The 12,617-nt window shown below is 53.1% G+C and carries 10 protein-coding genes; 1 reads left to right on the forward strand and 9 read right to left on the reverse strand.

Going from position 1 to position 12,617, the window contains the following annotated elements; translation table 11 throughout:
* Nucleotides 1–191 precede the first annotated feature (191 nt).
* Genes JHD74_RS24175 through JHD74_RS24185 form a run of 3 tightly spaced genes read right to left on the reverse strand, consistent with a single transcriptional unit; the run spans nucleotide 192 to nucleotide 3,840 of the window.
* On the reverse strand, nucleotides 192–1,376 hold the full coding sequence (locus JHD74_RS24175) for a M20 family metallopeptidase (RefSeq protein ID WP_021807871.1): 1,185 nt from the start codon (nucleotides 1,374–1,376) through the stop codon (nucleotides 192–194).
* Nucleotides 1,369–2,616, reverse strand: coding sequence for a Zn-dependent hydrolase (locus JHD74_RS24180; protein ID WP_199063691.1), 1,248 nt, complete (start codon nucleotides 2,614–2,616; stop codon nucleotides 1,369–1,371). The genes JHD74_RS24175 and JHD74_RS24180 overlap by 8 nt, the downstream gene beginning before the upstream one ends.
* A 3-nt stretch (nucleotides 2,617–2,619) precedes the next feature.
* Nucleotides 2,620–3,840 (reverse strand): hypothetical protein, encoded by a 1,221-nt coding sequence (locus tag JHD74_RS24185; protein ID WP_074028415.1) that lies wholly within the window; start codon nucleotides 3,838–3,840, stop codon nucleotides 2,620–2,622.
* A gap of 446 nt (nucleotides 3,841–4,286) precedes the next feature.
* Here JHD74_RS24185 and JHD74_RS24190 point away from each other — a divergent pair, with 446 nt between their 5' ends.
* Complete coding sequence (locus JHD74_RS24190; protein ID WP_074028414.1) at nucleotides 4,287–5,600, forward strand: FAD-binding oxidoreductase; 1,314 nt, start codon at nucleotides 4,287–4,289, stop codon at nucleotides 5,598–5,600.
* A 27-nt stretch (nucleotides 5,601–5,627) separates the two neighbouring features.
* On the opposite strand, the gene JHD74_RS24195 is transcribed toward JHD74_RS24190, so the two are convergent.
* The 6 genes from JHD74_RS24195 to JHD74_RS24220 form a co-directional block, all read right to left on the reverse strand.
* Nucleotides 5,628–6,308, reverse strand: a complete 681-nt coding sequence (locus JHD74_RS24195) for a hypothetical protein (RefSeq protein ID WP_074028413.1) — start codon at nucleotides 6,306–6,308, stop codon at nucleotides 5,628–5,630.
* An 8-nt stretch (nucleotides 6,309–6,316) separates the two neighbouring features.
* Nucleotides 6,317–7,906 (reverse strand): fimbrial protein, encoded by a 1,590-nt coding sequence (locus tag JHD74_RS24200; RefSeq protein ID WP_074028412.1) that lies wholly within the window; start codon nucleotides 7,904–7,906, stop codon nucleotides 6,317–6,319.
* 14 nt (nucleotides 7,907–7,920) lie between these two features.
* Entirely contained in the window at nucleotides 7,921–10,449 is a 2,529-nt protein-coding gene (locus JHD74_RS24205; RefSeq protein ID WP_199063692.1) for a CS1-pili formation C-terminal domain-containing protein, read from the reverse strand.
* 70 nt (nucleotides 10,450–10,519) lie between these two features.
* The gene (locus tag JHD74_RS24210) at nucleotides 10,520–11,203 is read right to left on the reverse strand and encodes a fimbria/pilus periplasmic chaperone (RefSeq protein WP_199063694.1); all 684 of its coding nucleotides are present in this window, start codon (nucleotides 11,201–11,203) and stop codon (nucleotides 10,520–10,522) included.
* Nucleotides 11,204–11,268: 65 nt separating this feature from the next.
* The gene (locus JHD74_RS24215; protein ID WP_024530872.1) at nucleotides 11,269–11,865 is read right to left on the reverse strand and encodes a common pilus major fimbrillin subunit EcpA; all 597 of its coding nucleotides are present in this window, start codon (nucleotides 11,863–11,865) and stop codon (nucleotides 11,269–11,271) included.
* A gap of 202 nt (nucleotides 11,866–12,067) precedes the next feature.
* Complete coding sequence (locus tag JHD74_RS24220; protein WP_199063693.1) at nucleotides 12,068–12,478, reverse strand: LuxR C-terminal-related transcriptional regulator; 411 nt, start codon at nucleotides 12,476–12,478, stop codon at nucleotides 12,068–12,070.
* Nucleotides 12,479–12,617: the final 139 nt, after the last annotated feature.

A 12,617-nucleotide genomic window follows, 5' to 3' on the forward strand; every position in this document is an offset into this window, starting at 1 on the left:
GACCAAATGTGCCACGGAATAACTCCCACATCTGATCTCAATACCGAGAATGCTAAACAGCGAAGCATGCGGTGCCATAGGCTAGCTTCTGTACCTGACTACAGCGCCATACTGGCTCCCTCTCCCTATGGGAGAGGGTTGGGGTGAGGGGCAATCACCGCACTCAATGTTGCCCAATAAAGCGAAGGGGCTTAAAACGCATCCTGCTGCAAGTAACTCCAGGCATACTGCGCATACAGCTCCGCGCCGGTCGCCATCACGTCTTCATCGATATTGAAGCAGCCGTGATGGTGCGCCCAATCGGTGCCTTTCTCCGGGTTGCCGCAGCCCAACAGGGCAAAGCAGCCAGGGATATTTTCAATAAAGAAGCTGAAGTCCTCACCGCCGGTCGTCGGTTTTTCGGCAAACAGCACCTCGTCGCCGAAGGCCGAACGCACCACCGATTGTGCCAGCAACGCGCTGCGCTCCTCGTTGATCACCGGCAAAGTGCCGTAGGTGTATTCCACCTGTGCGGTCGCGCCATAAATGGCCGCGGTATGCTCGGCGTAACGCTCAATCGCCGCCTTGATACGCTCACGTGCCTCGACGTTAAAGCAGCGCACCGTGCCGTCCAGCACCGCATTTTCAGCAATCACGTTAAACCGGGTGCCGACTTCCATTTTGCCAATGGTCACTACCGCTGACTCTAACGGAGAGGTTTCACGGGAAACGATCGCCTGCACGTTCATCACGAAGGCAGAAGCGACAACCGCAGCATCCACACAGGCCTCTGGCATTGAGCCGTGGCCGCCGCGCCCTTTGAACTTCACCTTCAGCAAATCCGCAGAAGCAAAAGTGGATCCGACATTACAAGATACCTTGCCCGATGGGCTGGTGGTCCAGATATGCATGCCAAACGCGTTATCCACGCCCTCGATTGCCCCCTGCTTCACCATTTCACGCGCGCCTTGAGCAATCTCTTCGGCAGGTTGGAAAATCAGCCGTACGTTGCCACGCAGGCTCTCACGGTTTTCATACAGGGCTTTCGCCGCCGTCAGCAGCATGGCGGTGTGGGCATCGTGCCCACAGGCGTGCATCTTGCCGTCGGTCTGCGATTTATAACTTAATGAGTCGTTGAGTTCCTGCACCGGCAACGCATCCATATCGGCGCGTAAGGCCACAGTCTTGCCTGGCTGCCCACCCGTAATCTCGGCAATCACGCCCGTTGGCGTCGTCAGGCGATAAGGAATACCGATCTCCTCCAGCGCTTGCGCCACCTTCTGAGTGGTGCGCACCTCCTCCCAAGGCAGTTCAGGGTGAGCATGCAGATCGCGACGGAACGCAATCATCGCCTCCACGTGGGCTTTTATGGATTGCGCGATAGCTTGATTAGTCATAACTGCTGGCCTCTGTGATCTCTTTTACTGTCTGAAAAACAACGTCGATACCTTTCTGAATTTGCTCATAGTCGGTCCACTCATCGGGGTGATGGCTCAGGCCGTCCTTGCTGGGCACGAACACCAGCCCCACGTCGGTGATCCCGGCAAAAATCATTGCATCATGCCCGGCTCCGCTGACCATGGTCCGGTGGCTCAGACCCAGCGCTTCGCTGTGTTTTTGTAGCTGGCTGTGGATACCGCTGTGCAGACGCGTTGGCTCTACCAGCAACGGTTGTTCAATCTGGCAGGCAATCCCCGCCCCGGCCTGCTGCTGGATACAGGCTTTGGTCTGCTCGACCACCTGTTGCAGCTTATCCAAGCGCTTGGAACGGATGTCGACGGTGAAAATCACCTTGCTCGGTATCACGTTCGCGCCGTTAGGGAACACCTGTATTTTCCCCGTAGTGGCGACCGTTTCATCACCGGCCTCACGGGCAAAATCGCCAACGCGGGCGATCACCTGGCTGGCGGCCACCAGCGCATCGTGGCGGCGATCCATCGGCGTGGTGCCTGCATGCCCGGCCTTACCGGTGATGGTGACAACCAACTGAGTGATACCGACGATCACGTCTACCAGGCCAACGTCTAACCCTTCCTGTTCCAGCACCGGCCCTTGCTCAATATGCAGCTCGATAAACGCCTTGAGGGTTTGCGTTTCCCGCACCACGCTGGCTACCCGATCGGCATCAAACCCCACCAGGGCCATGCACTGTGCCGCCGATTGCCCCTGGCTATCGCGTAGACGGTGCAACTCTGCAGCATCCACCTTACCTGCAATCGCACAGGAAGCCAGCAGGCCACGGCCAAAGCTGGCCCCTTCCTCTTCCACCAGCGCCACCACTTCTAGCGGGTAACGCGGCAATAATCGATGTTCTTGGAACAGCTTGGCCACTTCCAACCCCATCACCACTCCGGCAGGGCCATCGAAAGCACCACCGTTGGGCACCGAGTCAAAGTGGGAGCCGATCATCACGCTCGGCAATGCCGGGTCCTGCGCCTGACTCTTGCCGAAGATATTGCCGATGGCATCCTCACGTACGCTGAGGCCCGCCGCCTCCATCTGCGCCTTGATATAAGCCCGCGCCTGTTGGCCTTGTGGGCTGTAACTCATACGCGTCGTGCCTTCGCCCGGCGTAGCGGTGAACTCGGCCAGTTGTTCCAGGTGCTGCTGAATACGCAGCTGATTTGCATAGCTCATGACTTATCCTGCGATTGGGGTGATGTAACCGACCATAACGCCCGCCAGCACCACGGAAACCATCGTCACGGAAATAAATCCGCCGACCAGCATCGGTGCCAACATATGGTGCGTCAGGATCTCACGCTCTTTTTCGTCTTTGGTCAGCGCTGTTATCGCTTCGTTAGTGATGATGTAATCCGCCGGGAAGCCATACATCGCCGTCAGGGAGATCGCGAAGGCCATCTCCATGCTGACGCCAAGGAATTTACCCACGATCCACGAGACGATAAACATGCCCACCACCGCCACGGCGATCAGCACCAGCATCGGGAATACCAGCCGCAGCAGCATTTCCGGGGTTGCTCTGTTCAGGGTGTCAAAGATAAACAGCATTAGCCCCATCACCGCAAATCCGAAGCCGTTGGCCTTCTGCAGCGGCTGTTTTTCCAGGAAGCCGATCGTGGCGGCCACTACGCCAAACAGCAAACACAGCACGAACGGGCTGATGGTGACCACCGGGGCCAGCAGGTCCGATACCAGATAAGCCAGATAGCCTACCAGCGCCAGGCGCAGAAACTTGAAGTAGCTGGTGTTGTAATGGGCCGGGATCAGGCCAAACATACGCGGCATTTTTTCTTCCGCGCTGACCGTGGTTGGCATTTTATCGGCTGGCAATTGCGTGGCAGACTCGTGCCATTCGCCATTGCGATATTTTTGCAGCACGCGTTTACCTTCCCGTTGCAGCATGATGGCAGTTAACGGATAACCGGCAAACCCTTGCATTACGTAGATCAGGATAGCGAATACCGAGAGATCGACCAGGCCCGCACTGGCTGCCCCCTTCGACATGATCAACGCCGAAACGATGCCGCCAACCAATGGTGGAATGGTCACGATGGCGGTATTCATATCAAACATCAGCATACAGGCCGCAAACACGGCGGCGATAATGCCAGCGATCCCCGATAGCGAGATCACAATGGTTTTCCATTGCCGCATCAGCTCAGGCACCGAGAGCAGCGTCCCCATGTTGGTGATCAGCAGATACATCAGCATCACCGCTACCGCCGGTGTGATACCGGCCAGGCTGACGATATCCTTCGGGAAAAACGTCCAGTAGCCGAACAGGAACAACACCGCACAGACAAATACAGAAGGGATCCAGGCTTTAGTACGCACGGATACCGCATCTCCCAGGTATAAAATCACCATTACAATCAAAAGCGCTAACATCTGTGACATAGAATATTTCCGTTCTTATATTTTTTAGAAATCCGTTTAGGATAGTTAAATCCACTAAGTTACAATGATAATGTAGTTAACAACTCTTTCATTTCGGGAAGGGATAGCCGATTTTCAGAACAAAACCTCAGAAAATGGGTCATTCTCACCAATTCCGATACTAAACAGCTATGGCTGGGGAATAAAGGAAAAAATCAGAAATAAATCTGCTGAGTGACCTTAATTTCTGCCATAGAGGCTCGCCCAGATTGTACTCCCCGGCCAATTGGCAAACTGCGGCAATCCAATGAGGCGCCTCAATGCTTAACGGTTGCTTATAAATAACTTACCGTCAATAAAAGGGGGTAAATGACCAACGGCTGAATCTGCTGGTTCAGGCTAGCGAAATGTTTTATAACCCTATTTAGTGACCTTGAGTGGCAAACATTTTGAAAAGGACCTTGAGTTTGAAATATGCATCGGTACCGTTAAATCAAAACCAAAATGGTTGGTTAAAACCCGATCTGCGCCCCACCATTTACCCAACGCTGATCGGCGATACCGAGGCCGACTGGGTCGTGGTAGGCTGCGGTTTCGCCGGGATTTCCTTCGCCAGAAGGCTGGCTAACCACGATCCCAAACTGAAAATCATCATCGTTGATGCGGCCTGTGCGGCGGAAAGTTCTTCGGCCAGAAATTCAGGGTTTATTATCGGCTTACCTCATAATATTGGCAGCTCGACGGCGGAGTTGAAAAAAGCCCAGTCGTATCGATCTTTATTACAAGAAGGGATCAATCAATTAACCCAGCAAATTGAGCAACAGGGGATCGAATGTGAATGGGAGAATGCCGGGAAATATCACTGCCAGGTTGATGCCGCTAATCAGCGGGTGCTCAAAGAGTACACCGATAATCTCGATGCCATGAACGAGCCTTATCAAATAATGGATAAGGAAGCGCTGTATAGAAAATTGGGCACTCGTTTTTATAATAAGGGCATCTATACCCCAAGCTCGATCCTGGTTAATCCTGCCAGCCTGATCGTTGGTCTGGCAAATAACCTGCCGGACAACGTAACGATGTATAACCATACCCCGGTGATGGCGATCCGCCACGGTAGCGTGAAACACGTAGTCACCCCCTTTGGCACGATTAGAACGGCCAACGTGATGTTAGCCACCAACGCCCTCTCCAGAGAGCTGGCCCCGGTCACCAGTCAGCAGGCGGCCATGGCTACCTTCGCCAGCATCACCGCGCCATTAACCGCTGAGCAACGCCAAAAGCTGCCAACCATGAGCAGTTGGGGGCTAACGCCGGTCAACGCAATCGCCGGGGCAACGGTGCGCTATACCCAGGATCACCGTTTCCTGATCCGCCAACATGTGACGCCAGCCTTGAACGGCAGGATCACCGCTGCGCAGACCTACCAGGCAACCCTTTTACATCAGCAGATTTTCAACAAGATTTACCCACAGCTGAGGGATGTGCCGCTGACAAGTACCTGGTCTGGCACCATCAGCGTTACCCGCAATGGCGCGCCGGTTTGGGGCGAGTTGAAGAAAGGTATTTATACCGCCGGAGGTTGTAACGGCGCAGGCGTGTCCAAGCAAACCATTGCCGGGACGTTATTGGCGGACTATGCACTGGGGATCGACCATCCGCTGATTGGCGCGATGCAGGAACTCGGTAAGGCAAATTACCTGCCGCCTTCCCCGGTGCTGGATATTGCGATTGGCGTTTCTTTGATGAAAGAGCGCTATTTGGGCCGCAAGGAAGTCTAGCTTTGGTGGTGAACTGGGGTGGGGATACTATCCCTGCCCCTGTTCGAAGCACTGATCCCCCAGCCGTAGGTACTTGTTAAAACCAACAATAAACTTGCGATTCTGCCCACGCAGATCGGCACCTCTGTAGCTTTCCCCCGGCAACAGATTGAACACCTTGGCGGTGTCATCCTGCCCGTCGCAGCCTTGATGGATCATCACCCGGAAATAGGTATTGCCGGTGTTTTTCAACACCCCTGCCTGCGGATCATAGTGATAAGTGAAACGCATCTTGCGCGGGCGAACTACCATGATGGTATCTAGCGCCATGGTCGGGGATACCAGCGGTGTCTTGTCTTCCCCCTGCATCTCCATCAAGTTGGCCGGGATCTCTTGGATCACTATGCGATAATAGCGCTCGCGCTCGTCCGCCGGGCCGCGATAGAAAATCTTGAAATATTCCCACGCCCCCGGCTCCAGTATTTTGCGCAGTGGGGTATAGAGCAGTTCGCCCTGTTCTAGCGGCTGAGGCTGTTCGTCAACCCCCGGTTTGGCAATCCGATAGGCACCGATCACATACAGATTGGTCTCTTTGGTGTTGTTAACAAACTGGCGCGAGAAGAAGGGACGATCGCTCTCCAGAGTAAATACGCCGGAAGAGAGATAAACCGCCTGCGCCGGGAACGCCAGCATCAGCCCCGCTAGCCACCCCCCTAGTCTTATCGTCATTTTCAATCCTAATGGATATCAGGGCCGGTCCAGACCGCCCTGACCCTTACCTCACCGGTGGCGCTGACAATCCCCATCCAATCCCGCCCATCCAGGGTCCACATCGAATTGCCCTCATTCATCGGGAAGCTGAGAGACAACTCGGTGCGATAGAAGCTGCCGTCGTTTTGTGAGGGGACCGGCCAGGCGGTTCTTACCCAACGCGCCGCATCCAGGCTGATAGGAACATCATCACAGCTGGCACGCGTGCGGACAACTTGCCCAACGTTATCGGTATAAGCCAGATAGGCCGAGAACGGCACCCTAAGCTTACCGTCGGTGGAGGAAAAGACGCAGTACGGGCGCCCATTGACCTGCCCTGCCGGACCGTAAACCTGCGCGGTAATGCTATCGGCCTGCCTTGGGCCAGAGGTAGTCAAAATATAGTCGAACACGATCGGCGGTTCTGTGCTGCCGACTTTGCCTTCACGCTTGGGATTAAGTACCAAGTCCTTGGAGATAATGCTAATCCCATAATCGCGCGGAACCAGCAAGATAGTGTTCGAAGGCGAAAATTCGTAATATCCTGACTGCGGTGCCACCGTACTGGTGAACAGGAAAGTGAAGAAATCCTTGCTGTGGCTCAGATCCACTCCCCGATCGATCAGGTTCTTCAGGAAAGTCTGCGATAAAAAGACATAAATACCGCCGTTACCGGCTTTGATCAAATTCGCCGCGTTGGTCGTGGCGCTGTAGTTCACCCAACCACTGGCACCATCGGCACTCAGGCGAATGGTATTTGCCGCAGGCGTAAACCCAAGCGCAGCAGTGTTGAGCTTCATGTTCATGCGCATCGGCGAAAGGGTACTCCCCTGCATCTGATAAGACACCAGCTTACAGATCGCGCCGCTCAGTGAGCCAATGTAGCCCACAGAGCAGAACTGAGAACCCGTTCCCATCACCGGATTGCCATTGCTGTCGATAAAAATTTCCTGCAGTGCGTTGGTAGATTCCAACCGCAAATTACCCGCTTTGGTGATGGTGAACTCATGGCTGGTCTGCGAGCCGCCAACGCTGACGCAGCTTTGCCCTGCGGCAGGGTTGTAGTCCGTGCGGGTAGAGCAAAAACGGTATTTATACGTCTCAGTCAAGCCTACCGACACATTTTTAAAATACTCATAAGCCGAATCAGAGAAAATACCACGCCCATAACGCGCTTCGCCGTTGCTGGTGTTAACCGCCACGTGATAAACACCATTATCTCCAATATAGCCCGGCAGATAACCGTTCGAGGGGCAAGCACTACCATTATTCATACAGCGGTTACCGATAAATGGCCGAGCGATGGGAGAATCCTCCAGCCAGATATCGGCGAACGAATTGGTCTGGATCAGCCCGGTATAGCCCATATAGCCCAAACTGCGTTGATCGCCTGACGCATATTTGGTAAATGCGTTGGCACCGCTGAAACGGGGATCGGTGCTCTGAGGCGTGATGAAATACTCTCCATCCACCTGATTTTCGATAAAGAAATAACTGTTGCTCACGTTGGCCGCCTGGCTAGAGAAGGAAACCAACATCAGCACCCCAGCCAACTGGCAAATATTACGCCGTTTCATGTCAAACCCTTTCCTCATCGTTGTGCCAGAATGGTCTGCACGTTGCACACCACATCGCCGACCCACTTCACGCCCTTGGCCTTGGCCAAATCCAGATCGACCTCGCAAATGCCATGATCTGGCATGGTCAATGACACGCTCGGGTAGCGTTTATCAACGTCCATCTGGAAGGCGCCCGTCGCATCCGTAATGGTTTTACCGATGTGGTTACGCACAGCGGCATTGGCGATCGCCCGGCCATTCTCCATGGTCATCCGGCCGAACACCGTCACTAACTGTTTCACTTCCGGCTCATAAACGGCGACGTTGCCCGGATACAGCGTGACGTTGCGGGTGCGCCCCTTGACGATGTCAAAGCTGTCCATCGAGTTTTTATCGTTCATCAGTTCAACCTTGTAGCTCGAGTACGGCGGTAACGGGATAAAGTTATTCTTACCGCTCAGCGGATAGCTGCGGCCATCGATCTGAGCCGACAGCACCGCATCGTCGATGAAGCCGGTTTTTACCAACACCCCGGACTTCTCCTGAATACCGCTGGCGGCGAAGTTCTTATCGCTGTAGGCCACCGCACCGCGCGCAGTCAGGTTGCCATTGAGGCGATTGTTGTCCGGCCGTGAGAGCGACAACGTGCCCACACTGTATTTGGTATCGAAGGCGGCATAGCCAGAGGCCGAATAAGCGCTGTCACCGTTGTGCTTATCCTTGACCAGCTTGGCCAGGTTGAAACCGGCAGAGGTAAACGCCGAGTCATCGAAGCTCTTGTTGGCGGCCAGATTGGCCCGCACGTTGCCATTGTTGGAAGACACACCGGTGCTTAACCAGGCGGCCAGCGGCAACGAGAAGTCCAGCGAGATATAGCGCTGGTTGGTGCTGTTGGACTGGTAATCATAGCGATAACGCTGGATACCGGCGCGTAGGTTGACCGTGCCATAACGCCCGGAGAACAGCGCCGTGGAGTATTCCAGGTTGTTAGAGGTGCTGCGATCGCGCTTATCTACCGTGCGGCTCAGCGTAAGCTGACCACCACGTTCAAAGAACCGGCTCAGGCTAAGGGTGCCGCCATAGGAATAGCTGTCCGACTCATAGACCGGCAACCCCTTACCGATATGGCTCTTTTCCCGGTTGGCCCACACGCTGCCGAAGCCTTTCGGTAGCATCAGGCTGGCGCTTAAAATATTGCGGTAACGCCCGCCCTGTGACAGCAACCCCTGCCAGCCCAAGCTCGCGAACTGGTTCACGTTGAGGTTAACCGAGGTTTCATTCACCACCTTCTTGTCGAAGGTATAGGTCGAGGTTTGCACCGCCAGGCCAAATATCGCCGGGACCGAGGCGATCTTGAGAATTTCCGGGATCGACATCGCCGCCGACGCCCCAGCCAGATAGGTTTCGTTGGTGGTGCTGTCGTTGGTGCGGTTATTGCGGTTGTCGTAATTAACATATCCACCATATAGCTGCCAGTTCAGTTCTTGCGCCACGCCATTATTGCCAGAAAAGGCTTTGTTGATTGTCTGGCGCATACGCGACTGGGTTTTGCCGTCGATCACCACTTCGACATCAACGTCATAAATCCCATACGGCAGGCGGCTGGTATCGACCTCAAAGCTGCCCATCGGGAAGTTCTGAATGTTCAACAGACGCCCCTGCCGGTAGATATGGACTTCACCCGCGCTAGGTAAGAATACGGTAATTGGCGTCAGCGAATATTGGGTATTCTGGATCTTGGTAGCGGACTTATTGCCATAGGTGACGCCATACACCTTGCTGGAGTTAAGTGCCGACAGGCTCCCCAACGATTGCAGGTTCCAGGTGTCAACCAAGCCAAATGCCAGACGGCGCCCGCTCATATCCCGTTCATACATGGCACGGTAAAGCTGAGAATCCTGTTGAGACTCCCCAATACCGTAAAACGAGCCGTTCACATTGAAATGATGCTCCGCGAAGCCAAAGGTATTATCCAGGGTCAAATAGTTATTCGAGGTGTTCTCACCCTTTTTTAACTGCGAGCGGTAAACACCGAGATCGTAATTCAGCACCGAACTGAAATGCGGCACCGAAGAGATCCCCAGCAAACTCGTTCGTGGGATAATGGAAGTCCCCAAGCTTTTTTCACTCACGTCCAGCGTCAGTACAAATGAACGGATATTCAGGTTCAGATCGGCATCGGACGAAACGGCAATATGGGTATTTTGATCAAAGAAACGATCTTTCAGACCGCGGATCAATGTCTGGGGCGTCTCCGCCAAGGTTGCCCCTTCAGACTCTTCCGCCAGCGTAATATCTCTTATCATCAGGCGGCCTTTTTCCAGCACCACCAGCGCATCCGCTACCTTTTGTTTTTCTTGTTGATCACCGCCTTTGTAACGTAGCATTACAGGAATGGTCATACCTTCGGTCAGCGCCTGACCAAATACCCCCGGGATAAGATAATTTCCTAAACGAACATCCTGTAGGTTTCTGGCGTTAGCCTGCATAGACATCAGAGCCGCAGCGATACATAGCGCTACGGCCTTGGTTCTTGTCCTTAAGATGAAATTATTACCCATTTGCTTCCCCAAATAGCTTCCCTACTCCACACCTGGAAAACACGTACGATGCAGGCAATGGGTAAAGAGGCTATTTCACGTTGATATAATCTTCGTTGTGCCAAATGCCAACGCTGAGTTTTTGATTATTGATATCAACAAATTTCAAATGCACGCCGAGTCCTGGCATGACGTAATAACGCTCACGGCATCCTTTCGTTTTCTCTTCACTGGTTTTTGCCTGCTTACAGGGGCCAAATGCCACCACGCGGAAAGAGCTGTTACCGGTGTTATACGCAACACCATCTCGGTACTGATAATCGAACTTGTCCCTCCGTGGTGTGACGACCATAATGGTACTTATGGTTGCCGAGGTGGTTGCCGAAGCGGCTTTTTTGGTCTTTGACAGCCCCTCTTCGGTAACCGGATTATCATTCCAGATTAAACGGTAATAACGCTCCTTATCGTCCTTCGGCCCGGAATAGAAAACGCGGAAAACATCTTTACCTTTGCCTGGCAAAATCAGATTGGATGGCGTGGCCATTATTTCCTGCTTGCTCTCCATTGGAATCGCTTTGCCACCTTCCATTGGGGAGGAAATACGCTCGACCCTCAGGCTGACCAGACGGGCATCATCCACAGTATTAATCACCTCCTTGGCGATAACGCTCTGGCCAGGGGAAATGATTGATGTAATCTCGCCAACGTTAATTGCACCGGCGTGAGTACAATAAAATAGTGCTGAGCACATCAGCGTAGGAAACCATCTGTTCATCATGCGTTCCATAAGGACCGGGGCTATTCACCCCGATCCTGACTACGTTAAGACAACAAAATCGCTTACAGGGTGGAGAAAGTACCGTCCCAGGTTGCTGTGAATTCAACGTTTACGTTGCCATCCCAGTAACCGTCGGTCAGGTCTTTGAACGCAGTGTCAGTGCCGGCAACGGTTGCTTTAGCGATCTCAAAGGCGAACACGCCCTGAGTGCTGGTACGGTTAGCACCAGCATAAGCGCCTGGTACGGCCAGTGCAGACAGACCTGCGCTGATACCTGCAGAAGTATCGATCATCACCATCTCGCTGCTTTCAGACAGTGCTTTGCCATTCCACTTAACGCCAACGGTCAGTGCAGAGTCATCGCTTGCGCGGCTCAGGGTGTTGGAGATGATTTTAGAGGTCAGTTTGAAATCACTCGCGCCAGACTGGCCAGCGATGGTGATATCGAACGCGCCGTCTTGAGAGTTAAAACGCTCCAGACCTTCTGCGTAATTAAAGGTCAGTGACTTTATCGGGGTAACAACCAGCATACTGCTGGTATCTTTAATAGCTTTTGCATCCCAAGACGCTGTCGCGTTCGCAGTACGAGTGTCCGCATTAGCCAGATTAATTGTTCCCAACGCTGAAGCTGCAATCAAAGCCAGAGCTAACTTCTTCATAAAATTTCTTCCTTTATTTATATCAATTAATTTCCCGCCAATATTTACTGGCGTGGCACAATAAATGCGACACAAGGGCGCATTCGAAAACTAACATTTTCGAAAAGGTCCTACGGCAATTAAATAATGAAAACCCTGCGATATACAATTACCGCATATTTTATTTCGTTTAGATAACCCTATGACAATAGGTAGTTATAGTTTATCTAACAGAGTGATAGGCACGAGTGAAAATATCATTCATTTTAGTCAACCCCATCTTGCCCAAAATATTATGGCGCAGGGCATAAACTGTTTTAGGACTAAGACGCAACCTGTTGGCGAGATCGCCCACGGTGACACCATGGATCAGAGTGCGTAATAAACATATCTCACGCGAAGACAGCCTGACTTGCGATGTTGAAGAAACCCGCTCCCCGGCAATAACATGATCGATTTTAGCAAAAATGTCACTGGATGCCCCCGTTCTCTGGATCACAGAATCAACCTGCCGAAACATGCTCTTATAGTAATTTGCCAAGGGTAACAGGTAACTATCGGTGACCAGCACAATGCGATTACAAGCAGAATACATTAGCCAGTCCTGCTCCAGAAAAAGGCGCAGGTTAGCCAATTGAAAGTCAATAAATACGACTTTTAGCTGTTCTGGGGAAGTATTAACTGAGTCACAGTAGCCTACGATCTGTCTCTTATACACATCTCAAAAGGGGGGGGGGGGGGGGGGGGGGGGGGGGGGGGGGGGGGGGGGGGGG

The organism is Serratia sp. ASV30 (assembly GCF_016428815.1).
GTDB lineage: Bacteria > Pseudomonadota > Gammaproteobacteria > Enterobacterales > Enterobacteriaceae > Chania > Chania fonticola_C.